The organism is Allomuricauda sp. XS_ASV26 (assembly GCF_041224615.1).
Classification (GTDB): Bacteria; Bacteroidota; Bacteroidia; order Flavobacteriales; family Flavobacteriaceae; genus Flagellimonas; species Flagellimonas alginolytica.
In genome coordinates this window covers 709448-734616 of record NZ_JBGFGK010000031.1, presented here as the reverse complement: position 1 = coordinate 734616, position 25169 = coordinate 709448, and the positions used below count along the sequence as shown (strand labels likewise).

Here is a 25169-nt window from a genome sequence, read left to right as displayed (position 1 = left end):
GATGCAGCCCTATGGTTTTTGGTAGTTTCTACAACTACATTAAAATACCATTTATTTGCAGCTGATAAGATCATAAAAATTACGCAATATTCTTTGTTTTATTTCTTTGGGATTAATGTCGTTTTTCGAGTGACAAATTCCATCCAAAATACTATCAACCATTAAAGGTGTGAATTTTTTTGAGCCCAATGAAGTAAATGGGCCATCAGATTCTATAAGCAAACGATTGATAGGAATTCTATCAATAATTTTTTGTCCATTTTTGGATTTTGTCATTTGGTAGTTTATAGAAAAATAATATCCTAGCGAGATTGCCCTTTCTAGGTTTTTTAAAGAACCGGAATACCAATGTAAAATAACTTTCCCAGGAAATTCATTGCCAAAGATATCAAGCAAATCAGTTTCTGCACGTCGACTATGAACGGTCAATATTTTATCTCCAAAAGCGGCACAGGACGAAACAATTTTTTCAAAAACAAGGATTTGCTTTTTATAGTCAGAGGGTGTTTTATTATAATTATCCAACCCGACTTCACCAATATATTTAGTTTTACTAAGTAATGATATAAATTGGTCAATCTCTTTATACCTTTCAGAAACTAGCTCAGGATGAAGCCCAAGAGCTGGTCTAATATATTTGCTATTTTTTGTTATGTTCTCGGTATAAAAATAAACTTGAGGGCTATTTGTAACCGCAATGGTATAAATTTCATGCTTTTCTATTTGACGTACAATATCAATAGGATTAGCCATTAAATCAAGGTGAAAATGAGTATCATGGTACTTCATTTTAAAAATTCATTTACTTCTTTCATACCACGTAGATAAACATCTATATATTTATCCAGTTCTTGTCTATTCTCAAAAGGTATAGGTCCAGAACTTAAAATATCAAACATTACAGTTCTTTTGGGGCGGTTCTCCAAACGTTTTAATGCAAGTTTAAAGGCCCTAATATCGCTACCAGAAATTGACTTTTGTGATGGAGTATTTTGATTTATGTTGTGTACATATTCGGTTCCAGTTATTCCGCTTTTCTTTTCAGCAGCTTGCCTAATTATACAAGGTACACAATAACCACATTGAATTCCCGGTCTCATTCCAGAATATCTACTGTTTTCTGAGTGTGAACAAGAAAGGGTTTCGGGAGATAATTTTTTAAGCAATTCTTGATTCTTACATTCCATCATCATTTCACCTTTGGTATTCCATTGATATGGGTTTATAATTTTATTATTTATACCCAGCTCTAAGATGAATTTTTTAAACATTGATAAATAGTACGGATGTGTGGTTCTTGTGCTATGACTACTCAATCTAGTTCCGGTAAGAGGGACATTTAAAGAAATTAAGCCATTTTCAGGAATGATAAAGTCAATTTTATCATCCATTGTATTAGCAACTATTAATCCCAGACACAAAAATAAAAAAGACCTTGCTCTAGAGCTTTCTTCTTTTGAAGCCTTTTTATGTTGTTGATTTGGCTGTACATAAAATTGGTAATTAGTGAAGGATTTATCACCATATTTTTTCTTTAAATTTTCATATAATTTAGTTTGGGCACTTTTATCAGCTCCTCTTTTATAATGACTTACAAAGGTTACTTTCTTTTTATTCTCCAATAAATTAATAGCTCCTATAAATGAGTCCATACCACCCGAAAATAAAGCAACAGTTTCGATGTTATGGGGATTGCTAGTTTTAATAAGTTCAATCTGTTTTCCCTCTATTATTTCATTCTGTCTAAAATAAATTTCCCATTTGTCACCACTTAAAAATGATAATAATTTCTGCAAATCCTCTTTTGTTTTTTCCCATTTTTCTATGGAGGAAACTGGCATATAAATTTTTAGATGGCGACTCCACTCTTGAAACCCAAAAGCTTTTCTTGAAACGACTTGGTCGGTGGTATAAATTCCAAGGGATAAATGCAATAAATCTAAAACAACTTCTGTTGGTTCGATTTTTGCCAAACGTAGTTCTTTAAAAATATTAGTTCCCAAGGCAGATTGATTGTCTGCGAATTGCATAGTATTTAGAACATACTTCTCTTCTGTTCCCGATACTTTTACATCAAATGTATCTTTTTCACTATTTTTTATAATTATATGCCAGATGCTCATTTTTCCAAAGTTGAATATGCGAGTTCAAATATGTCTTCTATAATTTTACGTCCCTCTCCTTGAGCTAAATCCAGTTTAGAAACATCAGTCTTTTGAAACCCATTTTTCACCTCATCCCTTATGAAAAAACGCATTTCGTTCTCAAGTTTTATAGCTTCGCTCTCTGTCAAATCATTTCGTTCAAGTGCAATTCCAGCTTCATAAACCCATTTTTTAAAAATGTAAGCACTAACAAATTCAACTACTGTATCTGAAAGTGTTTCAGAATCGATGCTATCGATTGCTACAATGTCCTTTCCACTATCAAGGATTTTTTCATAGAGCCTATCAAATGCAATCATAATGGCTGCACGTGCTATGGCCTCATCATTTGTACTGCCAGATGGGGCTATTCGATCTGCAATTTTAGCGATAACTTCTTCCCCAGATTTACCGATACAATCAGACAGATCGTATTTTTGCAAAGTTTCTTTAAACCCGTCCTTCGATACTCCGTCCAAAAATCCAAGGTAATTTCTACCCACATTAATTCCCGCGATTGAGGATTTTGTTGCGGCCTTACTACCCCCTGATGACCTTATGTAGGATTTCGCAAATTTTTTGAAATTAGAACCTTTGCCTCCATTAGAGATTCTTGTAAGAATGCTTTTTGTTCCGGTCAGTTTTTGTGTTGGCACTTGTTCGGGTTTCGAATCTACAGTATTATCAGGATTATTCTCGGTCGGCTGATTATCTTCTGGTACTGGAGAATTATCAGAACCATTTGCCCAACTTGGTAACAATGGTGTACTCCCTTTTGGACCTGTCCCTGATGCAGATGTTCCCATGATTTATTACAGATTTTTAAGTTTACGTTTTGCGATTCCTGCTAAACGTTTGTTCGTTGTACTTTTACTCCAGTCACTAATCATTTTATTGACTGTTGGTTCGTGAGATGTATTTTCTGAAATCCCTTGTAACCAGGTAGTAATGCTAAGTGGTAAAACCTGATGCGGTAATTTATCTATTAAGCTTAATAATTGGGAAACAAGTTCCTTTCTTACCTTACAAAAGTCAATTAAACGTTTTAATGTTGGCGCTTCTCCTTCTTGTGCTCCTTCATTTTTCATCTTCTCAGCAAGTGATTCAAAAATTGCAGAAGAATCACCATCACTAAGGGTGTTAGTTTCTTTTATGGCTAAACTTCTTATAGTTTCTGAATCATTTAGGATTTTAATATAGAGTTCCTGAGCCTGGGAACTCATTCTTTGGATATTTGTCCCTGACACTGATAATTTATCCCTTGAATAATAGAAATAGGATTGTAGATTGACATCGGCGAGATTAGGCTCTGATGAAAGCCATTTTTTAATCCAAGAATCTTGTAAATAACTTTGATATTCTACAGGCAATTCGTCAAACTTTTCGTCATTATCTTGGATCGCCAACTCCTCCATTACCTTCAATTCGGAAACTATTCCCTGGTTTTGGGCTTGTTGTTGATACAGGCTTTTAAACGTTTCTGACTTGAAATATTCCAAAAGCATTAATTTGGCCAGAATTCGTTTGTCGAGAACTTCACCCTTAGAGTTTGCCATCTGGTGCCTCAATAAAAGTGTATTTAAAAATCTCTTGGTTTGTCTTGGATTACCATTGAGGCCAACTGCAAGGACAGACACTAATTGTGCCGAAAGAAGCAAAGCTTCTTTTAAATTTTCATCTACTTCATTTACAAACTCACTAGCATTTTCAAGTTTATAAGTAAACCCAAATTGATCTTTATTTTTTTCTTTTAAAACACCAATTCTAATATGCTCAAACTCACCTACATCTGTATATAAGTATGTGAACAATAAATTAATGTAGGTCGTCAATTCTAAATCACTTAGGGGAGGGATTCTTATGGGATATTGAATTAATTTTTCAAGGTAATCGCGCCCTACTTCGGTATTATCGCCAGGAATTTCAGGAAACCTTCTTCTTACAGCATGCTTAATTAGCCTTTCGTCTGCACCGATAATAAATGCTGTTTTCTGAGCAAATAAGAATAATTTTATCGCCTCCAATGTTCCTATTACAGTATCTGGGGAACATCTATCTAAATCATCTATTAGCACCACTATTTTTTCAATATTAGTCTCCTTGATCAGCTCCTCAAATGCCAAATGAAATTCTTGGATATCATTTTTAAGGACTTCATCAGGGTCAGTACTTTCATTTTGTTTTTTTATATAATCCTCATAGTTCGCTTTAGATAATTTGGATAAAATATCAGAAGTAGTGGTAAGTGCAAGTCCAGCTGGTCCCATTAACATAAAACCAGCACCGTGCTTAACTGCTGATTGCCCTATTTTTAGTAAATCTATTTTTCTTAATAGTCTTGCAGCTATTTTTAGGGCTTTGTCTTGAGGTTTTCTTTGTTTAATGATTTCGTCAACAATCCTTCCCATTAGAACCGTTTTAGTGTCCTCATACCCTTCAAACAGCCATCCATTAAAATTTATAATCAATATGTCATCATTCTCATTATATTTTTCTTCAACCATTTTCATTAGGCTGGATTTTCCACTTCCCCAATCACCAAAAACGCCAATACTACAGGGTAATAAGCTGGCATTATCTATAATACTTGTAACTGCATTTACAAGATGTTGGTAATCTATAAAATCAGAATTTGTCTCGTTGTCATTCCACATACACCAATAACCTTTAATAAACAAAAAAGCCAATGAAAATCCACCAGCCCCTTCTATCGTTGTCCCAAATAATTTTCTTGGTTTGAATTTAAAAAATTTTAACGTTTATTCTTACAGGTTTCCGTAAAGTTTGAACTTTTGTAAGATTATCCTAATTTCTCTTATCAAAACTTTTCGTATCAAATGCAATCAAATTGAACAACTGGCGCATCCTGGAACGAACACGATTTCCATAGCGATCTTCAAGCTCTTGGGCATTGAGGTTGGTCGTGGCATGGGTCTTAAACTTATGATCCATAAACAGTTCATATCGAGATAGCAGAATCTCCCCAAGCACATTGCAATCCTTTCCAAAATGAACCCCATCGGGCTCCACGCCCAGATCATCAAAACAAAAGGATTGGGAATTCCCATAATCCCCAATGATTTTATATCCGAGATGGTTGAATCCATACACAATGTTTCGACTGGGGATGACTTCATAGGGCCTTTGATGTGGTACCATGAACTTGAACAGTTTCATCAGACTGGTCTTCCCACAACCCACCGGTCCAGAGAGGAGTAGCCCTTTGTCCACGTCAATGCCATATTGCTTACAGCGATCCTGGTCACGGATAAAATAAAGGCTTAGCTTGTAAAGGATCTCCCGGTCCTCTCTATGGATCCTGAACTTTTTGCCGAAAAGGAGTTTTCCCTTGGCATCAAGATAGACCAGTATCTTCTCGAAATCGTATTTAATCTCCCTGCCCTTCAAGGAGCCCAGTTCATAACTTATGGCACCTTCAGTAATGATATGTGGGGCCTTAAAATTCATAGCGGTTCGTTGTAGTCCTTGTCCTTGATGGTCCGTAAGTTGTCCCGATATGGGACGGCGGGGGTGTGTTTGGCATTGTTTTTATCAACCTTTAACACTTCCATTTTTATTTTTTTCCGGTTCTGCCCGTTTATATTGTTTTTTATTGTTTGTATTTGTTTGTTTATAGGTACCAATGCTTGTCCATTGCTTGTCCCAATTTTGGTACGGTGCCGGTCCACTGCTTGTCCAATACTTGTCCCAAAATCGAACATCTTGATCCGGCTGCCCTTATAGGGATTGTGAGATGGGGAATACAGGATATAGTTCCAATGGCTGAGCTCGCGGATGCAGCGGTGATAGGTCGATTTGGACCCGATTTTGGCATAGGCCATGGCCTCTTCCCTACTGATGTAGAACTCGGCCACAAAATAATTTTGGTTCCACAATTGGAAGAGCCCGATATACAGGCTGACATGGGTCGGGTTCAAACGGTTGTCCTTGGCAAATTGTGCAAAAACCCCATTAAGGTGTTTGATGTAATTGACTTCTTCCAAACCTAGATGCGGTTATGGATCTTGTTCTGCTCCAATACTTCCATGATTTCGTGGTATTCGTAGTAAAGCACCCCTCCAATTTTTGTATATGGCAGGGTGCCATTGATGCGAAGATTCTGCAAGGTGCCAGGCGATATGCCCAGCAGTTCTCGGACCTCATTGGATTTCAGCCATTTTTTGCCCTGTTGTCCATTTTGATCTTTCAATAATGCTTTGATGTCTTCCAAGAGTTCCACTTTGAACTCCATGAGATCTTCGGTGGTAATGATGGTAGCTCCCATATGTTTTTGTTTTAAAGGGAAGGGCCACTGAATGATTTTTAGGTCTTTTGGTGACCCATCCACTGATTTGACTTTCAGGGCAAAACTGAAAAAGCTTTTTGGAAATCGTTCCCAAGTTGGTACCAACTTGGGAACGATTTTTATTTCATAAAATATGGTGTTGTTTGTTTTCAAATGGACTTTGGAAGCTCAAAAAACTACCTAAAAACTTGCAAAATAGCATGCCAGAACCTCCGAATACCAAAATACCCAAGTTGGTACCAACTTGGGAAAAACAAATTCTCATTCATCCAGGGATTCCATGCGCTGTTGGAGCATTTCAATAAGTTTGTCCAAGAACCGGGTCCTACTTCCCTTTCGGGACCTGATATCAATAAAGGTATGGTAGTAATTACCAAGGTCCACATTGTAAAAATGTTCAAAATGCGAGGCCATCTCCTTAATGTCCGTGGTACCGCTATTGATGCATTTGCTGGATTGGAGTGCATATAAAAGTTCGATCAAATCGGTCTTGTTGCCGGTCCAGAACAGTTTTGAAGGTTTTTCCATAGTCATGGTCTTTTGGGGTTCTAAATTGTTTTGTAGGTCATCCACCTCCTTTCTCAGGTATACGATGAGCATGTCATAGGCCATGATCGTTGCCACGGTACCATCCTGACAGGTGGAGAACTGGTCATCGATCAGAAAGTGGAAGGATTCAAGGGGTAGCCTAAGGTCTCGGTTCCCCCTGACAAAATATTGTTCATCCAGGGACATTGCCCCACGACGGTAATAGTTATAGAATTCCAGATTGTCATTGAAAAAGGTCTGGAACTTATCAATCTGGTGCTGAAGGTATTTAATCTGCGCTGCATTGATCCCCCTTGGCCGCTTGCTCTCGATATTGAACAATTTGACATAATAGATAAGCTTACTAAAGATTTGGGGCTTGACGTGCTTGAAGAAGTAAATTTCGTCCGCTTGGGTCTCGAAGGTCTTGCCGGTAATCTGTTTTTGGAGTTTACGGATACTTTTCTCCACGAGAACGATACCCTTTTCCGCTTTGAAAAGGATATCCCCGTTCCCGCTTTCCAAGGCATCCAATTGGCCTTCAAATTCCGATAGCAGCTTTTGGTATTTCATGACGATTTCGCATTAATGCTGGCCTTCCATGATTCCGAGCAATTCCAGGATGAAATTGTCATTGGTCTGGAGATAGGCATATTTTTTCTCTACCGTTGCACCAAGTTTCCGTTTCTCAAAGGCTGCGGTCAACCCAAAATCGATTTTGGGAATGCCCAATCCAATGGCCCGTTCAATGGTCCGGTAGAGCAACTGTCGATAAATGGCAAACTCTTCCAGACCGTCATAATCCATACCCACAAAGGCAGGCACATAGACTTGCTTCAAGTTGGTATAGCAGAACATTACACCCACCATCTTTTCAGGTTTATCCAATGAACAAAGGACAATAAACTCCCACAAATGGTTTTCGTTCATCTTTTCAAACAGGGAGTCCGGAAAGGAAAAGGTATTGAGCCCCAAATTTCTTGACTGTACTTCCCCAAATAAGGATTTGACCTGTTCAAGTTCAGATTTGGATAGCTTAGGAAGAACTATGGTCTTTGTCCTACCGAGATACGGCTGGACATCCTTTCGGAAATGTCTTCTGTTTCTGGAGGACAATCTTTGCAAATAATCTTCCATCGAATCCACCTCTCTCAAGTCAACAGAACAGGCGTTGGGCATCTGCACCCTTAAAAATCCCTGACCGTAAAGCGGTTCGTTCCATGACGTATGTTCACCAAAGTCCCGTAACACTATCATCTTGGCCCCTGACTGGAGTTCCAGTTTTTCCAAGGTTTCCAATAGCTTATCCCTTGCCTCCATGCCCAACCTATGTGATGCATTCCAATATAAGTGATCTCCTTCCGTGAACAAACAGCCCAGGGACAGGACCATGGATGACAAATGGTAGGGATCGGTTTTCCTTTCCTCCTCAATGGCAACAGAAATTTGTGCTTGTGCCAACATATCATCCTTCCAAAGGGAAAGGGTCACAAAAGTCATCAATAGGGGTATCCCATCAGTATCTTTTATGACCACATATCGAAACAACCAATTATGTTCTTTCCCAGGATTGCCATGAAACACTTCCTCCAAAAACTTCTGGCCATCCCAATCATAAACCCCTTGCCCACCTAAACTTTGGTTCCATTCTTCCTTCTTAACTTGATCAATGGTATCGAATACTTCAATGTTTAGCTCAGAGGATACTTTCGGTCCACTTAGAGTCTTTGGTTCCATTTTAAAGGCGTGAAATACCCTTTGGGAATCGGTCTGGGTATCTTCCAATGCCTTTGGAAAATGATATTCCATGGCCTCCACCAATGCTTTGATTTCCTCTTTTTGGTTATGCCTTGAAATCGTAATCCTTACACCTGTATTCTTTACAGGTACCGCAGGAAAGATACCGAGATTGACAAAGAAGCCCTCCCCCATCAAACGGTTCACAAAATTGTACCCCGTTTTGGGCATACCGGTCCCGATATAGAAAACTGGGGATTCATTCAGATCGATCAAGGGAAGTTTCGTTATCGAAAGGCAATCATTGAAATAATCGATGCGTTCCCTCAATTCTTGTTGTAACCCATAAATCTCCGGGGATAGATGGATTTGTGCTGAGGCCATGGCGGCAGCTACCGAAGCAGGTTCCAATTGGGCGGAGAAGGTCAAGGGCCCACCAAAGGTCTTGATCTTATCGTACATGGATGCATTGGAACAGGCCAGAACAGCCCCGCTGGCCCCAAAGGTTTTGCTCAGTGTACCGAAGAGCAATACATTTTCAGGCAATTCCCCCAATTGGTCCAACACATATCCGGTACCATTCCTTCCCACCCAACTCATACCATGTACGTCATCAAAATAAAAATGTAACTGTGGATATCTTTTTGCCAACCCCATCAGTTCTTTGACTGGGGCATAGTCCCCATACATGGAATAAATACCATCGGCCATGTACCAAATCCTGCCTTTGGAATGCCGGTATTTTTTGATCTTGTCCACCAACATCTCCAATTGGTTATGTCGGATCATCTCGATGGGCACACTTCGAGTCTTTAGCATTTTGGCCGCATTCTGTACACTCCAATGGACCTGGTGGTCCAGAATGATTACGTCTTCATCGTCCACTGCACTGGGGATGACCCCTAAGTGCCCGAGGGTACTGTTTTTGGTAATGACAATGGGATAGCCATACATTTCAGAAATCGAGTTTTCCAGTTCCTCATACAATGGATTGGAAATATAGGATTTTGATAAGGGAAATTGTGTCCCATAGCAATCAATGGCCTCCTTGGCGGCCCTTTTTAATCTGGGATCCTGTTCCAATCCCAAGTAACCCGTAGTACCAAAGTGGTACAGTTCCTTCCCCTCTACCTCAATGGTCCTGCCCGAAAAGGATGCTCCCCCTGCATAGAGGTGTAATACCCCGGCATTCTTGGCATCGGTAAATACCTCGTGTACGGTGTTCAAAAAATTGTGGTGTTTGATCTTTGCCATTTTGTTTGATTTAAATTGTACTAAAAAGTAATGGCATTTGTAAGATTAGATGCTATCCTATACTGATATACTCCGTTTCAATCAAGCATTATTCCGTTTAAGTCAAGTCAAATACCTTTATTTAAGGGTAATGAATCAAATGACCGAATTGAGTTCTATTAATTTTGTAAATTCAAGGTTTTACCAGTTTTCACCACATGAAAAAATCACATGAAAACAAATACACCATTTATTTGATGACCGATGAGTTGCTGCACATCATATACAAAAAAGACCATTGTATCGACCTAAAGGCAGCGCAACTTATCGTCAGGGACCGAATGATGCTCCAAAATGGCCGTGAAATGCCCGTTCTCTGTGATATTCGTGAAGTAAGAAGGGTCAATAAACCGGCCCGGGACTATTTGGCCTTGGAGGGTTCACAATGGGTTAAGGCCTTGGCCTTCTTGATCGATCCCCCAGTAACCGATGTGATCAGCTCCATTTATCTATGGACCCATGCTCAGTCGGTCCCCACCCGATCCTTTGTCAAAAAATCAGAGGCCTTGGCCTTTTTAAAATCCATAAAATAACCTATGCTTCTATACAAATAAAGAGACTCCAGTTATTAACTACTAAACCTGACAACCATGCCGAACAATGACGATTTTAGGGTAAAGCGCATCCAACGGATGTTACTGGAAATGGCCCGTGGCAATTTCTTCTACAGTTTGGAACCCACCCATAAAAATGACAATGTCGCATCCTTGGTCGTGATGCTCAATATGGTCAACGAGGAGATCAGGGCCTCCTTTATCCATCAAGGGTTTGCCAACGCACACAACACCCCACAATGCATCATCCAACTTTCCTTTCTGATGGATACATATGGTACTATAGAAATGGTCACCAACAGTACCTGCTCGCTATTGTCCTCATTGCAAAAAGAAATCATTGGAAAACCAATTACCGATTTTATGACCGAGCGTTCCCAAAAAGTATGGGCGAAGAAGATGGTCAAACATTTGAAAAGGGTACGTTCTGAAACTGTCCAGTTTTTGGAGTTTATAACCAAAGACGGGCTATTGTTAGGTAAGGACTGCCATATATCAGTATTCCGATCTTTGGACGGGAGTGGGCAGAAAATACTATTGGACACGGTTTTCTTCTCCAAGGGAGAGCCCTTTGGGACGGAGTTGCCCAAAAAGACGCTCAAAGTGACCAAGGGCATAAAAGAGCCCAAAGTCACGCTGACACCTGAGGATATTGAAATGATCCGGGATGTCCATGATATGATCATCAACAACTTGGACAAGGATCTACCTTTGCTAAAAGATCTTGCCCTACAAATGGGCACCAACGAATACAAATTGAAGTATGGGTTCAAACAACTCTATGTCACTACCATATTTCGGTTCCTAACCCATGAACGTTTAAGAAAGACGAAGACCTTGATCCAGCATAGCAACTTATCCTTGAAAGAAATCGCGCATTTGACTGGCTTCAAGAGTGCGGCCCATTTCTCCAGGGCATTTAGGGACAAGTATGGTAAATCACCCAGTGATTTGAGGGGGTAACACCCTCAAAATGGGCAAATTACTCCGTTTGCGTCAAGGAATGCTCCGTTTCAAGTAAATCCGACTCCCGAACTTTGTCATATCAATCCAAAGGATATGAAAGGTTTAAAACATTTACAGGTCTGGATTCCCTATGCGGTCAGTATACTCTGTTCCATATTGTTCATTTATGCAGCCACAAGCAAACTATGGGATTTCCAAAACTTTAAAACACAACTGGGCCAATCCCCCATTTTGACCGCTTACGCGGAATGGGTGGTTTGGTTGGTTCCCTTGACGGAATATATACTCGCATTTCTGATACTGGCGGATAGATTCCGTCTGATCGCCCTTTATGGCACTTTGGGACTGATGACCATGTTCACTACCTATATTGTACTGGTCCTCAACTTCAGTGATTACATCCCCTGTACCTGTGGAGGTGTACTGGAAGCCATGGGGTGGACCGAACATATCATCTTCAACGCTTTCTTTATGGTCCTTGTGACCTTGGCCATTCTTCTCTCCACCCCCAAACTCCCACCAAAAGCAATACCAACATGATAGCGAACAACAGTTACATCAAAATCTTCGGAACCATGGGACTAAGCATTGGTCTAATGGTCATCCTGTTCCTTTCATCCGAACAAGAGGTGCACCGCAACAATGCCTTCATCCGCAGATATCCACCACACCCCATCACGAAACTATACGATTTGGACGTTGGACATAATTCCTATTACATTGCCGGGTTTGACCGGGACCTTCTTTATTTGGGCAATCGTTCGGCCCCATGGCATTTGTTACAGGTCAACATGAGGACAAAGGACACCTTGCCCATCCGCTTGACACCATCGAGCAACGGGTTACGGTACCGTTCCATACATACTTCGGTATTCCCTCCCTATTTTTTTGTCATGGACGGGACCATGCCCTTTATCCTTCGTGGCAGATTAGGAGAATGGAAGGCCCATGCATGGATGGAAGGAGCAGCTTTTTTCGATAGGGCAGTTCCTGTCGACAGCCATCTAATGTTCATCCGGACCATTAGTTCAAAGACGCAAAAATCAACTTTGGGAATCATCAAAAAAACAACCGGCTTTCAGGTAGCATTGGACACTACCCTATTGGAAGCGCAGATTGACGGCATTTTCGATGTGGATGGGACAATGGTCCTGTCCAAAGAAACTGCAACGATGGGCTATGTGTATTATTACCGGAACCAATTCATGACAATGAATCTTGAAATGAAGGGCTTACATCGGCACCGAACCATAGATACGGTGGAAACCGCCCAAATTTCACTTGCTGAACCGAACCTAAAGGGCGATGTCTCCATGAAATCACCACCATTGTTCATCAATAAGGCAACTTGTATGTCCCGGAATCTACTGCTGATAGTTTCGGACCGACTGGGCAAAAATGAAAGTGAGGAAATGTTGGACGAGGCCACGATCGTCGATGCATACGACTATCTCAAGGGATCCTATGAATATAGTTTTTACATCTACGACATCAAAAAACACAAAGTAAGGGAATTTGCCGTCCACGAGGGTTATCTGGTGGCATTGTTGGACACACAGATCTCGGTATATGAGACCCGTGAACCCTATTTTGATGGGCCCATAACAAACAACCAAAGCATAAAAGATTACCTACTGGCCAGTAGCGGGAGAAGATCGAAAACCCGTACAACAGAGTAGATCCTAACATTTATTAATTATTTCATTATGAAAACAAAAATGATCAAATTCATTATTCCGGTCATGGCCATTGTATTTGCCATTGCCACAAGTGCCTTTACTGCTGTTGACGCAGCAGCTGATGACGCAGCCATTACCCAAGGGTATGTGTTCGATGCCACCCAGTCACCCAAATGTCAAGAGGTGAACAACTTGGATTGTTCCTTGGATGGTGATTATATGTGTACCTATGCTGGAAAGCAGGTATACCGAATTCCAGGGGCAACCGTCTGTAGCATTCCTTTGAAGAGGGTCACACCCAATTAATCAAAAAAGAGGGAGCCTTGATAGGCTCCTTTCTTTTTTCAATTTCCACGATTCGCCCTCAGTATGCCATTTACCTTCATAAGGCACAGTTCCAAATGCGCTTTGTCCACCGGATCGATTTTCTTTCCAATATCCTTTTTCAACAATTTTTGAATGCCTTGGGCCTGCACATAAAATATGCTCCTCACATAACTTCCGTATCCATAGCCATCGATACCAAGGTTACCACTGGCATTCAAGTTATACGTTGGAAAGACCTTGGACAACAGGGACAGATAAGTCATTTGAAGATCTCTTTTTCCTTCGTCCATATCTTTAAGGTCACCGAAAAGCCGTGGCCCCAGGGTCAGGACCAATTGTTGGGTCAATCCCGAATGGCTGCCGGAAAGTTCCATTTGTTCCAATCGCTTGATGCGTAATGGATTTACCATATCGGTCAACAATTTTACTCGATATTCAAACAATTTATCCGCATTTGTGGTATAGCGGATCCTGGACAAGAACGATGGATGGGACAGCCAATCAGGGGTGTCCAAGACATTTTGCAACAGAAAGTCCATGGCCTGTATCTGGTCCTCCATCGAAATGGGTTCGTAAACAAGACCGTTCTGCGTCCCGATCTTGTATTGGATTTTGTATCCCCCGATCATGGATAGGACATGAAGCATTTGATGGTACCATAATTCCAAGCTCCGGTCATATAACCGTTCCAAAAGTTCATCATCCCTTTGATTCTTGTTTAAGATCGGCAACAGCTCCAATACCCTTTGGAGATTTTTTTGGCCCAGCACCGTACTTTTTATGGGATCATCACTTCCCACTACTTCATTCGCACTACCGGGACCAAGGGTTTCAAAGGTTCCAAGGTTGTAACGCAACCAGGGTAGACTGTCCTGTTGGTCCACAAGGGTGTCCAAATAGGGCCTTTCATCTTCCGGACTTTCCACCCCTGCAATCTGACCGTACCCCCATTGAATCTGGAACGCATCCATGGGTCCCACCTTTTGGATCAAAAGATCGGCCGGTATGCCATCTTCTGGTTGAGCCACATGGTTATGCCTGCAATAGCTCATCACGCTCGGGGTATGTCCCATTGTTTCCAACCATTCGGCATCCCGAATACGCTCCAACGGATAGGCAAACTCCCCAAAATTCGCATCCCGGATGCCGAGGATATGGCCCATTTCATGTGCCGTTACATACTGCAGCAATTCCCCTTTAAGGTCATCCGGCAGGGGATATTGCTGCGCTCTTGAATCCAACGGGGCACAGCGCACGATATAATCATCGGTAAGGCTTGGGAAAGGATTGGCCAAAAGGATATCCCCCTTTAAGATTTCCCCTGTACGTTCATCAACGATCTTCCGCACCGAGGACCCTCCCCGTATTTGGCTTCCCCTTACATCCACATACTTTGCCCATCGGATCATGGAATAATTGACGCTGTTTTCAATATACCCCCCTTTACCCCTTGGCAATTCCCTGACTTCAATGGCATTACTAAAACCTGCCCTCTCAAATGCGGGCAACCATTCCAGTACCCCGGCCTTGATATAGGGCTTCCATTTATCGGGGGTCTTGGGATCGAGATAAAGGACAATGGGCTTGATGGGGTCGGTGATAACCGCTCCTTTGTCCTTTTTTTCCAAGCGCCAGCGTGCAATGCTACCTATCTCCGTTTTAACCTGTTCATTGATGATATCGTATTGGTCTTCGTAGGTAAAGGCCATCCTATGGTCAAACAATCGTGGCACCATTGGATTTGGCAACGCAAAGAAACTGAAGTATACCTCCTTGGTCCTTCTGGAATTGCGATACGTAGTGGTCCGTTTGGTCCGGATGATGGTCTCCTTGTCCAAATAGGACACATCCGTTATGTACGACTGCTCGATAAGCACGGTCTCCGGGTCCTCCAACCCCCATTTTATCGGGGTCTGTAAAAACAGTTCCGTGGCATCGATAAACACAGAACCCCTGTAGCTTAGGTCCTTTAGGATGGGAAAACGCCCCAGGATATGGGATTCTATGGCATAATTGTCATAAATGGGAAGGTAAAATCCCAATGCCGAACGTACTCTGTCCAGTGTCAAAAGGACATGGTTCCCTTCCCTGGACCATACCACTTGGTGTTGACCTTTGCCATGACGAACAAACAGTACCGGGACATCCCATAGGGCGGAATCCAGTTCCAACAGAAGGCGTTCGTTTTCCAAATGGCCCTTGATGCCAAAATTGGCCTGCCCCCAGAGGGGACAGACCGCTAACCAAACAATGCACGAAAACAAAAATCGATGCTTCATGTATATTTTCAATAGACCTATATGCACCTCAATACCCTTCATTCTGCGGCAATAGATTGGGGTTCAACAGCAGTTCCGATTCCGGGATGGGCAGCAATCGGTCCGAACTCTCCCACCCCGGTTTGATGAGCGCCAATACCGCATCCGCCCTACCGGTGCGTTTGAGATCAAAGAACCGATGGCCCTGTTCGGAAAAAAACTCGACCCTTCGTTCCGCTTGAACGGCTTGCAATAGGGAAGCCTGGTCCAAGTTGTCGAGAAAAGGCAAGGTGGCCCTGCCGCGAACCGTGTTCAAAAATTCCAGGGCAGGACCAAGATTTCCCAATTGGGCATTGGCTTCCGCCAAAATCAAATACTGTTCCGCCAATCGAAAGATGATGGAACATTCCTGGGTGGAGGCCGTCGGCACATATTCACGGTATTTGTACGGGAAATACCAAGTTTCCGATCCATCCGTGACCGACCCCACCCATTGCTCCAATCGCGCGTCGCCTTCCTCAAAACTGTTTATCAGGGACTGGGTCAATGCCGAATTGGGAGGCGGTCCATTCACGATCACAAAGGTGAACGCTTCCTTGGTGTTGTTCCCCGGAAGGCCGGGTCCCAGTTGCCAAAGGATCTCCGGGCTATCCTTAAGGAACACCCTATCCATATCAGTATTGAGTGCATACCCGCTATCACCTAGGATAGCCGAGGCCTCATCAATCGCCAATTGCCAATTTTCTTGGTACAGGTATACCCGGGCCAACAAGGCGGATGCGGTCCAATAATCCGGACGAAACCTTTCGAAATCGGTTGCTGATAATGCAAGCAGCTCCTTTGCCAGCAGAAGATCGTCCTCAATGTTTTGGTAGACCATTGCCAATTCCAGTCTACCAACATCCTTGTTTTCGTCATAGTCCGTGGTCATTATATATGGAATCTCCCCAAAGAGGTTCACCAAATGGAAGTGGATAAAGGCCCTTATAAAATAGGCTTCACCGAGAAATCGCCCTTTCTCGCCTTCCGTCAGGGAACCGGAGCTTGAAACGCCCTCCAGTAGCGCATTGGCCGCATAGACAAGTCCATAACCAGTATCCCAAAGGTTCTTGACACTGTTGTCCGAGGGCAGCACGGTATTATTGGTATAATTGAGCACAGCCGGAAGGGAGGAACTGTAAAGCTCCAATTCATCCGAATAATGCCCCATTAGGTAGGACAGTCCTTGTGTACCCCCGGTTGTAAAACCATTTTCCCTGAGTTCTGCATAAATGTGTGCAAAAGCGGCATCCACAGTTGCGGCATTCTCAAAGACCACCTCACCGGTCAACTGGTTCTTTGGGGGATCCACTTCCAAATAGTCCTCACAGGAAAGGGTCAGAAGGATCATACCCATAAGGCCAACGATATGTTTTGGCAACCAAGTCAATATATTTCTTGTATTCATCTTGTTTTGTTTAAAAAGTTAGTCTTGTGCCCAAGGTCACCACCCTCAATGGTGGAACGGCCTGATTGCTCCGTGTCTCCGGATCCAGACCATCATATCCTGTAAGGGTCAACAGGTTCTGTCCCCTGAGGTATAGCTCGCAGCCAAATCCGTGGTGCTTTTTTTCCCTAAGCTGATACGACAGGGAGAGTGTCTTCAATCGGATATAGGAAGCATCGGTAATGGAGGCATCGCTCTGTGTATATTGCCGGAAACCTTGGGCTGCCTCTTGGGATGCCCCTGTGGAAAAACGTTGGAAAGGCACCAAATCCCCTTCCTGCTGCCAACGTTGCAATACAGACGTTGGCTGATTGGCCAAACCACCCACAATGATATTGCCCGGGGTCCAATACCCACTACCCTGTTGTTTCGTGAATTGAAAGAGCATATCCCATTTGAATTTCCCTATGGTGACCGTATTGGTAAGGCCTCCATAGAAGGATGGGTTCAGGTCCATTACAATTTGTCGGTCCTCCGGGCTTGATAAGACCCCATCACCATTGAAGTCCTCGAATTCATATAATCCTGTCCCCGGATTGACACCATTGGACCGATATACCTTGGAAATGTTCAACGGTTGGCCTATCACCAATTGATTGGCATAGGTGGAACCTTCCAGATCGGGAAATGAAACCAACCGGTTCCGGGGAACGGTAAAGTTCAGCCCGGTGGACCAAGAAAAGTTCTTTCCGTTGATGTTGACCGTGTTCAGTTCGAACTCCCATCCCGTATTCTCCACCGTCGCGTTCAGATTGGCATTCACCGAGGAAAATCCCGTGGTCGCCGGAAGGGGTACCCCCACCAATTGGTTGGTGGAGCGGTTCCTATAATAAGTACCACTCAAAAATATCCGGTCGTCAAAAAATCCGAGTTCCAGGGCAACTTCCAATTTCTTGTTTTCCTCCCAACTGAAGTTCGGGTTGAACAATCGTGTGGGGTACAACCCTATGGTATTTTGGTATTGCTGTGTACCAAAGGAGTAGGTATCCAGGTATTGGTAGTCCCCTATTTGATCACTGCCGGAGGTGCCATAACTCCCCCTAAGCTTTCCAAAGCTCAGCATTGGAAACCCTTGTCGGATGAACGCTTCCTTTGAAAAAACATAGGCAGCCCCGATGGCGCCAAAATTGGCAAAGCGCTTATCGGTCCCAAACCGGCTGGAACCATCACGCCGCCCGGTGAAATTCAAAAAATAGCGATTCTTCACCGCCAGGTTCACCCGTCCATAAAGAGCCTGATACCGATATTCCTCGGTCACATCCGCTATGGGGAATTGACTGGAGGCCGCCGATAGATTGTCCATCAAGCCATTATTGGTGAACCCAAAGGCAAATTGGGAACGTCTTTGCGTTGTTTGACCCTGAAAGGTTAGTCCTGCCAATGTGGTCAATCGTAGCACCCCAAATTCACGGTCATAGTGAAGTTGTGGCTCAACGATATAGGAAGTCCTTTCCCCTGTATTGTGCACGGCATAGGAAGCCTCCGGCCCTATCCCATAGGCAGGGTCATAGATCGTGGAAGGAACGGTTGTCAACTCACGCAGATGGTTTTCCGTATAGCCTAGGTTCGCACTTGCCCTTAGACCATCGACCAAGCGATATTCCAAGCGCGCATTCGAAATCAATGTCTTCCCATCCGAGGTGTAGTTGCCCTGAAGCTTGGCCAAGGGATTGCTCCAAGTCGAATTCTCCCAGTTCAACACGCCATCTTCCGTATAAAGCTCCGGGGCATTGGGAGCCAAGTTAAGGGCATCCAATACCAACAATCCGTCCCCTGGAAGTCGGTTCTTGTTGGCACTGAAGGTGGTGGACAACTGTATGGAGAATCGATTGTTCGCGGACCTGTGTCCCAGATTGCTCAATACCCCGATCTTATCATTGTTGAAATCCCCGGGAAAGACACTGGTCTGCCTGTGAAAGTTACCACTGACCAAGAACTGCGTGGTTTCATTTCCCCCCGAAATGGAGCCTTGGACATCGGTAAGATAGGAGGTATTGCCGAACAATTTCCTTTGCCAATCCGTATGCCTGTCCATGTCCCAGGTCCCGTTCACATCATAGGCGTAGAAAGGGATGGGATCAATGCCATCATTGGCAAAGGCCTCCCTCCTCATTGCCAGATACCCCGGTGTATCCAAAAGATCGACCTTGTTGGCAATTCTTCCCAAGCCTGTTTGCAGGCCCACCTCAATTTTGGTGGCTCCAGAATTCCCTTTTTTTGTTGTGATCAGCACCACCCCATTGGCCCCTCGGGACCCATAGATGGCCGTGGCATCCGCATCCTTGAGGATTTCGATGCTTTCAATATCGGAAGGATTGATGTTGTTCAAAGGGCTTATCCCCCCACCGGGTAAGGGCAATGATGCCTGTGACTCCCCCAAGGTGTTGGAGGCATAGGGAACACCATCAATGATGTAGAGGGGTTCATTGGCCCCTGAACGGATACTGTTCCGACCCCTGATCTGTATCTTGAAATTGGAACCCGGCAATCCGGAAACCTGTTCAATTTCAACTCCGGCCACACGCCCTTGAAGAGCCGCCAAGGGATTGGAAATCGGCTGTTTTTCAATATCAATGGATTCAACCCTTTCAATGGAACCGGTCCTCTCCCGCTCCGAGACGGTATAGTAACCCGCATTGAGGACCACTTCCCCCAACGCAGTGACATCCTCTTCCATTTGGACAATCACTTGTTCCCTACCCTCAATCGGGACAGTAAGGGATTTAAAACCAACCATGGAAAAGATAAGCACATCTGTAGGACCCGCATTGATAGAAAAGGAACCATCTAATTCTGAAATAGTTCCAATATTCTTGGATTCCAACACAAGGTTCACCCCGGCCAGGGGATTCCCCGAAGTATCGGTCACGGTGCCAGAAACAGTGACTTGTGGTGGTTCCAAGACTGTGCCCGCCTGCATTGTGATCGCGAAAAAAGGCATTAAAAAGACATATAGTGACATGTACAGGAAAACCCTGTACATGCGTGATTTTGATTTTTTCATAAATTGAGTTCGTTTGATTTCTTTGTTAGTTGTTCATCACACTACCCAAAAAAGCCACGGGAAAGTCGTAACTTCCAGAAGGGCATCAAGGTTCGGACAAAGGCCATCCTGTCCAAGGGAAAAAAGCCCATGGAAATGGATTCCTTAACCAAAAAAGACCATGATTTCGTGCTGGGTCGGTTACCCAAAAAGTGTAGTCGTTAGTTGTGGGACTAAAGGATATTGTGAACCGAAAAATCAGTGTAACGGGTATCCCACAACCCTAGTCTTGGAATTATACGGGGTTCTTTGGCTTTTTTTTAAATAGTATATCGAACACCGAATGTGATTTCCCAAAAACAGGACAAGCACATGGTGTGAACCCTAAATGAAAAAATTGCCAAATGTTTCCCATAACCTAAAAGGTTAGCGACACATCGAAAGTGAATAAAAAACCAAACGCTAAGAAAAAGTTGAGATAACCTTAAATACAAAAAGGCGCGGAACCCAACTTAACGACCTGGGGCACTGGTAGAGCCTTGGAAACGATAAGCGAGCCCACGCCCGGGTCGTGAGCAAGTTAGCTTATCCTCTCGTTTCCATAAAAATTACCAGTTTTCAAGTCGAGATTCAAAGCAATTGCTTCTATACTTTCAGAAGAATCGCAATTTATGTATTCAAAAACGAATATAGAAAACATTTTTTTGTCTACCAAGTGGCTTACCATTCTTTTTAAGAGAATTGCAAAATTGCATTATGGCGTCACTTTCTAAACAGGATATAATTTTGGCAAATAAAATTGCGGCGCGCATTAAAAATCTTCGTATTCAAGTTACCGGTGCAAAACAAATGGATTTTGTAACTAAGTTTAATGTTGACAAACAAAGCATCAGTCGTTGGGAAAGCCAAATCAGAATTGACAAAAAAACAGGTGAACCCAAAGGAAGAGGCGTTACGATTTATACGATTAAAAAATTCTGCGATATTATTGGAATAACCCTATCAGATTTTTTTGACGACCCCATATTCAATAATGACAATTAATAAAAGGCAATCTACAATTTTTCTCTCCGGTTCATTTTAATTGAAATTTCTTACATTTAACCATAATACTTTCCCCCCGCAAATTTTATCGAACCATTTGTTCAGTATGCTTTGTATTTGAACGCTAAGCTCGGATAGTAGAGCCAATTAGATAAGAGCTATATCGGACTTAAAGTCCGATATTATTACTAGTTATGCTTCAACTAAAAAAGATAAGTTCGCCAATTAAAAACACGAAACTGAATGACACATTTTGACCCAGGAAAAAATAAAGTACTCTTTGGTAGTACAGATAAATTGGCTGATTGGATAGTTGAAAATTTAGAACAAGGAAAAATCATAGATAAAATCAAGTTGATGCTTAAAAACTATCTTGAATTGGATAATGTAAGCTTTCTTTTTGGTTCAGGAACTTCAATTCATTTGGGAGCCGTAGCAATCAGAAACTTCCCTTTAGAAGTAGAAAATTATATCAAAGAACAAGACCCTGAAGGAACAGGTATTTATTCACATTTTATTTTTGTGATCAAACAACTTCAGGGTGAATTATTAAAATTTGGCAAAGCTCACCTAATAGATGATACTCAAACCTTTGAAGACAATAGAAAGTGGAAATTTGAAATTCAAGATGATATTGTCCGTGATATTGAATCATTGGAAATAGCAATTGAATACGAAAAAGTTTTAAATTACTTAATTGCACTTGATTTTGTTTTTAAAGAAGATAAAAGCAAGGCAAGAACCGATAAATATGCTGAATTAATAACTACAATCAAAGAGGGATTATTCAATGTTTGTAACTTGGATAATAGGCCTGCTTCCCAAACAATAATTGACAAAAAAAAAGCAAGCCAATTCACAAAAGATAAAGCACAAGGTGAATTACTTGAGTCAAGAAGCAAGTATATTTTTCATGAAAAATTCCTAAAGGCTCTTCTCCAAAGACCATTGAATTTAAGACGAGCAAATATTTTCACCGCCAATTACGATTTAGCTTTTGAATATGCTTTTGATAAGCTTGGAGTTCACTACATTGATGGGTTTTCAGGTTTTCATAAAAGATTCTTTAAACCCGAAACATTTGAGTACGATATTTTTTACCCAGGGTCTACTACTTCAGGTAAGGTTCAAAGAATAGAAAAAGTTGTAAGATATTATAAACTTCATGGTTCATTATCTTGGGTTAACTCAGAATCTAGAGATGCTAATAATCTTTATGGTATTGAAGAAAAGCCTCTTGAGCTTATTGAGTCTCTCAAGAAAAAGGGAGAAATAATTATTTATCCTTCGGCAGTAAAAAAGTCATATACTCTTGACCTTCCATATTCTGAACTATTTAGACAATTTGCTTCAACGATAACTCAATCCCAATCTGTGCTCATTACTATTGGATATTCTTTTGCTGATGACCACTTTAACGATATTATCTATCAGGCATTATCGAACCCTACGTTTACACTTATTGTAATCGACCATCAAGGTACACGGAACGAATATATTCAAAAGCTGAAAGAACTTAACGATCCTAGAATCATAATACTTGAAGGTGATTTTTTTGGTGACTTTCTGACCTTTGCAGATACTTTGATGCCCAATTTCAATAATGTGGACAACAACGAAAATGTTGCAAATACCTTGAACGAGCTTTTAAATACAAAGACTTCTAATTCTGAACCCGCTAAAGCAAAAGAAGAATGAGCGAAAGAAGCATTGGTAAAGTGATTTCTGTTGATAGCTTTAGAGCATATATCAGACTAGATGATGATTTGAAAAGTCTTTATAAAAGTGGATATGAAGATATTTTTGAAGTCGCAAGAATAAATTCTTACATAATAATACCAATTGGTGCTGATAAAATTGTTGCCATGGTTACAAGTGTTCGGGCAATTGACGAAACTGAATTTGAAAAAAATAAAGCAGCTATTTTTTTAACTAAATCTGCCAGGTATTTAGTTGCCACAATGATTGGAACCATTGAAAATAGTGGAAAATATATTCAAGGGGTATATAATTATCCTATTCTCGACAACCCTGTTTGGTACGTAACAAGTCAAGACTTGGACAATATCTTTGACCAAAAGAAAAAAGAAGACGCTGAGGAAATAAATTTCGAGGACGACTTTTATCTTCCCATTGGAACATCACCTTCTTTTTCTGATTATAAAATTAAAATTAACCCAGATAAATTCTTTGGTAAACATGCTGCAATACTTGGTAATACCGGTTCCGGTAAATCTTGCACGTTTGCATCCATCATTCAAAGCATGTTCGATTTTGATTACAATGGGAAGAAACTTCAAAATGCGCATATCATAATATTTGATACAAATGGAGAGTACAAACAAGCATTTCAAGGAACGAAAGAAGCACCATATAAGAATCTAGAATTAGTCAATCCATTTCATATAGATAAAGATGGAACTAGGATACCTTTTTGGTTTATGAATTTTGCTGATTTTGATTACCTTTTTGAACCTACTTCAGGCACTCAAGCACCAGTTTTTAAACATGCTCTTGGAATGGCTAAAAATCAAACACAGGCCGTCAGTCAAAAACTTATTCCACAAGCTTTTTTATCAAGACTAACTGCTATAATACAAGAATGTGAAGACAATGATTTTAAAATCAAAAATACTATATATGAGGGTTTAGATGAATTTGGAAAGGAATTATCAGCATTAGATACAGACTTTGACAAAACAAATTTATTAAACGCATTGCGTGAACTCTTAAAAGAAAAAAGCAAACTCACTAAACCGGACAAATACGTCAACGGGAATGTCAGTTCTTCTGTGCTAACGGAAAGCTCAAATGGTTTGCGAAAAGAATTATCATTATATTATACTTCAGTCAATAAAATTGAAATAGCTAAAGAACGAAATATTGATTTACCAATATATTTTAGTTTCCAGGGACTTATAGAAAGATTCTTTGATGAAGCAATCAATGAACAAGAAAATTCAGGTAATAGACTAAGGGAGTTTGTTTCGACGCTCAGATTAAGATTACAATCATATTTGAGTGACGAAAGGATTTCACAGCCTTTGCTTTTAAATCAACCTGAAGAAATTCCGAATGCTTTGGCGAAATTCATTGCCTTTATTTTAGGAGACTTTTGCAAAGTATATAAAAGTGCACACACAGACATATTCACTAATTTTTATAAAAAACAGCTTGACAAAGAAGAAATCGAAAAACTAGTTGAAGACAAACCAAGTCAAGTTACAATTATTGACATGTCTTTATTGCCTTATGAAGTTTTAGAAACAATAACAGGATTAATTGGTAGACTTATATTAGACTTTGTTTCTCGTTTTCCAGAAAGCGATCGAGGTAAACTACCAATGGTTATAGCCCTCGAAGAAGCGCAAAATTATATTCCAGAGAAAAATAGAGGTGATAGAGAGTCAATAGCCAAAAAAGTATTTGAGCGTATTGCAAGAGAAGGTCGTAAATATGGTATTTCTCTACTCGTTTCGAGTCAGCGTCCCTCTGAATTATCAAAGACAGTGTTATCCCAATGTAATTCTTTTATTATCCACAGATTACAGAACCCAGAAGACCAAAAATATGTCCGACAATTAGTTTCAGCCGCTAACGAAGATATATTACAACAATTACCAATTTTACCACAGCAGCATGTTGTTATTATGGGAGATGCTGTGAGAACTCCAGTTCAAGCAAGAATGAACAATGCAGATCCAAGACCTAATAGTAATAACCCAAAATTTGTAGAAAACTGGACAATGGATTTACCAGAAAACTTCCCCAACTATGAAAAAATCGCTGAAGCATGGGAAAAAGGAGAGAAATACAACCCTTCTAATTGAGGACTAAGTTTAAAGTAATGAACAAAAATTTAGC

The 25169-nt window shown here is 41.4% G+C and carries 20 protein-coding genes; 8 read left to right on the top strand and 12 right to left on the bottom strand.

Annotated elements, in window-relative coordinates:
• Window positions 1–51: 51 nt before the first annotated feature.
• The 9 genes from qatD to AB9K32_RS10765 form a co-directional block, all read right to left on the bottom strand.
• The gene (gene qatD, locus AB9K32_RS10805) at window positions 52–789 is read right to left on the bottom strand and encodes a Qat anti-phage system TatD family nuclease QatD (RefSeq protein WP_151891723.1); all 738 of its coding nucleotides are present in this window, start codon (window positions 787–789) and stop codon (window positions 52–54) included.
• Window positions 786–2123: a Qat anti-phage system QueC-like protein QatC gene (gene qatC, locus AB9K32_RS10800; RefSeq protein ID WP_369885177.1), complete on the bottom strand. Its 1338-nt coding sequence runs from the start codon at window positions 2121–2123 to the stop codon at window positions 786–788. The genes qatD and qatC overlap by 4 nt, the downstream gene beginning before the upstream one ends.
• Window positions 2120–2950 (bottom strand): Qat anti-phage system associated protein QatB, encoded by an 831-nt coding sequence (qatB, locus tag AB9K32_RS10795; protein ID WP_369885176.1) that lies wholly within the window; start codon window positions 2948–2950, stop codon window positions 2120–2122. The genes qatC and qatB overlap by 4 nt, the downstream gene beginning before the upstream one ends.
• A gap of 6 nt (window positions 2951–2956) precedes the next feature.
• Window positions 2957–4798 (bottom strand): P-loop NTPase fold protein, encoded by a 1842-nt coding sequence (locus AB9K32_RS10790; RefSeq protein ID WP_369885175.1) that lies wholly within the window; start codon window positions 4796–4798, stop codon window positions 2957–2959.
• A gap of 151 nt (window positions 4799–4949) precedes the next feature.
• On the bottom strand, window positions 4950–5612 hold the full coding sequence (locus AB9K32_RS10785) for an ATPase (RefSeq protein WP_369885174.1): 663 nt from the start codon (window positions 5610–5612) through the stop codon (window positions 4950–4952).
• The gene (locus AB9K32_RS10780) at window positions 5609–6148 is read right to left on the bottom strand and encodes a hypothetical protein (protein WP_369885173.1); all 540 of its coding nucleotides are present in this window, start codon (window positions 6146–6148) and stop codon (window positions 5609–5611) included. The genes AB9K32_RS10785 and AB9K32_RS10780 overlap by 4 nt, the downstream gene beginning before the upstream one ends.
• A 2-nt stretch (window positions 6149–6150) precedes the next feature.
• The gene (locus AB9K32_RS10775) at window positions 6151–6429 is read right to left on the bottom strand and encodes a helix-turn-helix domain-containing protein (RefSeq protein WP_369885172.1); all 279 of its coding nucleotides are present in this window, start codon (window positions 6427–6429) and stop codon (window positions 6151–6153) included.
• Between the two features lie 282 nt (window positions 6430–6711).
• Window positions 6712–7551: an RteC domain-containing protein gene (locus tag AB9K32_RS10770; protein WP_090297696.1), complete on the bottom strand. Its 840-nt coding sequence runs from the start codon at window positions 7549–7551 to the stop codon at window positions 6712–6714.
• A gap of 12 nt (window positions 7552–7563) precedes the next feature.
• Entirely contained in the window at window positions 7564–9969 is a 2406-nt protein-coding gene (locus AB9K32_RS10765) for an aminotransferase class I/II-fold pyridoxal phosphate-dependent enzyme (RefSeq protein WP_369885171.1), read from the bottom strand.
• Between the two features lie 197 nt (window positions 9970–10166).
• Between AB9K32_RS10765 and AB9K32_RS10760 the strand changes: the two genes are divergently transcribed.
• From AB9K32_RS10760 to AB9K32_RS10740, 5 genes are all read left to right on the top strand, one after another.
• Window positions 10167–10541, top strand: coding sequence for a hypothetical protein (locus AB9K32_RS10760; RefSeq protein ID WP_369885170.1), 375 nt, complete (start codon window positions 10167–10169; stop codon window positions 10539–10541).
• Between the two features lie 57 nt (window positions 10542–10598).
• Window positions 10599–11525 (top strand): helix-turn-helix domain-containing protein, encoded by a 927-nt coding sequence (locus tag AB9K32_RS10755; protein ID WP_369885169.1) that lies wholly within the window; start codon window positions 10599–10601, stop codon window positions 11523–11525.
• A gap of 96 nt (window positions 11526–11621) precedes the next feature.
• On the top strand, window positions 11622–12068 hold the full coding sequence (locus tag AB9K32_RS10750) for a MauE/DoxX family redox-associated membrane protein (RefSeq protein WP_369885168.1): 447 nt from the start codon (window positions 11622–11624) through the stop codon (window positions 12066–12068).
• Window positions 12065–13207 carry a hypothetical protein gene (locus tag AB9K32_RS10745; RefSeq protein ID WP_369885167.1) on the top strand — a complete coding sequence of 381 codons (1143 nt, stop codon included), beginning with the start codon at window positions 12065–12067 and terminating at the stop codon, window positions 13205–13207. Before AB9K32_RS10750 ends, AB9K32_RS10745 begins: the two co-directional genes overlap by 4 nt.
• A 27-nt stretch (window positions 13208–13234) precedes the next feature.
• Window positions 13235–13513, top strand: coding sequence for a DUF6520 family protein (locus AB9K32_RS10740; RefSeq protein WP_228237697.1), 279 nt, complete (start codon window positions 13235–13237; stop codon window positions 13511–13513).
• A gap of 38 nt (window positions 13514–13551) precedes the next feature.
• On the opposite strand, the gene AB9K32_RS10735 is transcribed toward AB9K32_RS10740, so the two are convergent.
• Genes AB9K32_RS10735 through AB9K32_RS10725 form a run of 3 tightly spaced genes read right to left on the bottom strand, consistent with a single transcriptional unit; the run spans window position 13552 to window position 20282 of the window.
• Complete coding sequence (locus AB9K32_RS10735; RefSeq protein WP_369885166.1) at window positions 13552–15855, bottom strand: zinc-dependent metalloprotease; 2304 nt, start codon at window positions 15853–15855, stop codon at window positions 13552–13554.
• Window positions 15842–17239, bottom strand: a complete 1398-nt coding sequence (locus tag AB9K32_RS10730) for a RagB/SusD family nutrient uptake outer membrane protein (RefSeq protein WP_369885165.1) — start codon at window positions 17237–17239, stop codon at window positions 15842–15844. The genes AB9K32_RS10735 and AB9K32_RS10730 overlap by 14 nt, the downstream gene beginning before the upstream one ends.
• Window positions 17240–17249: 10 nt before the next feature.
• Window positions 17250–20282, bottom strand: coding sequence for a SusC/RagA family TonB-linked outer membrane protein (locus tag AB9K32_RS10725; RefSeq protein ID WP_369885164.1), 3033 nt, complete (start codon window positions 20280–20282; stop codon window positions 17250–17252).
• 765 nt (window positions 20283–21047) lie between these two features.
• On the opposite strand from AB9K32_RS10725, the gene AB9K32_RS10720 reads away from it, so the two are divergent.
• The 3 genes from AB9K32_RS10720 to AB9K32_RS10710 all read left to right on the top strand — a co-directional run bounded on the left by AB9K32_RS10720 (window position 21048) and on the right by AB9K32_RS10710 (window position 25135).
• Window positions 21048–21305, top strand: a complete 258-nt coding sequence (locus AB9K32_RS10720; RefSeq protein ID WP_369885163.1) for a helix-turn-helix domain-containing protein — start codon at window positions 21048–21050, stop codon at window positions 21303–21305.
• 243 nt (window positions 21306–21548) lie between these two features.
• Window positions 21549–23003 (top strand): SIR2 family protein, encoded by a 1455-nt coding sequence (locus tag AB9K32_RS10715; RefSeq protein ID WP_369885162.1) that lies wholly within the window; start codon window positions 21549–21551, stop codon window positions 23001–23003.
• Complete coding sequence (locus tag AB9K32_RS10710) at window positions 23000–25135, top strand: ATP-binding protein (RefSeq protein WP_369885161.1); 2136 nt, start codon at window positions 23000–23002, stop codon at window positions 25133–25135. The genes AB9K32_RS10715 and AB9K32_RS10710 overlap by 4 nt, the downstream gene beginning before the upstream one ends.
• The last annotated feature ends 34 nt before the right edge of the window (window positions 25136–25169 follow it).

Coding starts and splice junctions, on each gene's coding strand:
- qatB (WP_369885176.1), bottom strand. CDS start 2,950: ATGGGAACATCTGCATCAGGGACAGGTCCAAAAGGGAGTACACCATTG.
- AB9K32_RS10715 (WP_369885162.1), top strand. CDS start 21,549: ATGACACATTTTGACCCAGGAAAAAATAAAGTACTCTTTGGTAGTACA.
- AB9K32_RS10750 (WP_369885168.1), top strand. CDS start 11,622: ATGAAAGGTTTAAAACATTTACAGGTCTGGATTCCCTATGCGGTCAGT.
- AB9K32_RS10770 (WP_090297696.1), bottom strand. CDS start 7,551: ATGAAATACCAAAAGCTGCTATCGGAATTTGAAGGCCAATTGGATGCC.
- AB9K32_RS10775 (WP_369885172.1), bottom strand. CDS start 6,429: ATGGGAGCTACCATCATTACCACCGAAGATCTCATGGAGTTCAAAGTG.
- AB9K32_RS10745 (WP_369885167.1), top strand. CDS start 12,065: ATGATAGCGAACAACAGTTACATCAAAATCTTCGGAACCATGGGACTA.
- AB9K32_RS10790 (WP_369885175.1), bottom strand. CDS start 4,798: ATGTGGAATGACAACGAGACAAATTCTGATTTTATAGATTACCAACAT.
- AB9K32_RS10740 (WP_228237697.1), top strand. CDS start 13,235: ATGAAAACAAAAATGATCAAATTCATTATTCCGGTCATGGCCATTGTA.
- AB9K32_RS10735 (WP_369885166.1), bottom strand. CDS start 15,855: ATGAAGGGTATTGAGGTGCATATAGGTCTATTGAAAATATACATGAAG.
- qatC (WP_369885177.1), bottom strand. CDS start 2,123: ATGAGCATCTGGCATATAATTATAAAAAATAGTGAAAAAGATACATTT.
- AB9K32_RS10755 (WP_369885169.1), top strand. CDS start 10,599: ATGCCGAACAATGACGATTTTAGGGTAAAGCGCATCCAACGGATGTTA.
- qatD (WP_151891723.1), bottom strand. CDS start 789: ATGAAGTACCATGATACTCATTTTCACCTTGATTTAATGGCTAATCCT.
- AB9K32_RS10710 (WP_369885161.1), top strand. CDS start 23,000: ATGAGCGAAAGAAGCATTGGTAAAGTGATTTCTGTTGATAGCTTTAGA.
- AB9K32_RS10725 (WP_369885164.1), bottom strand. CDS start 20,282: ATGAAAAAATCAAAATCACGCATGTACAGGGTTTTCCTGTACATGTCA.
- AB9K32_RS10765 (WP_369885171.1), bottom strand. CDS start 9,969: ATGGCAAAGATCAAACACCACAATTTTTTGAACACCGTACACGAGGTA.
- AB9K32_RS10760 (WP_369885170.1), top strand. CDS start 10,167: ATGAAAAAATCACATGAAAACAAATACACCATTTATTTGATGACCGAT.
- AB9K32_RS10785 (WP_369885174.1), bottom strand. CDS start 5,612: ATGAATTTTAAGGCCCCACATATCATTACTGAAGGTGCCATAAGTTAT.
- AB9K32_RS10730 (WP_369885165.1), bottom strand. CDS start 17,239: ATGAATACAAGAAATATATTGACTTGGTTGCCAAAACATATCGTTGGC.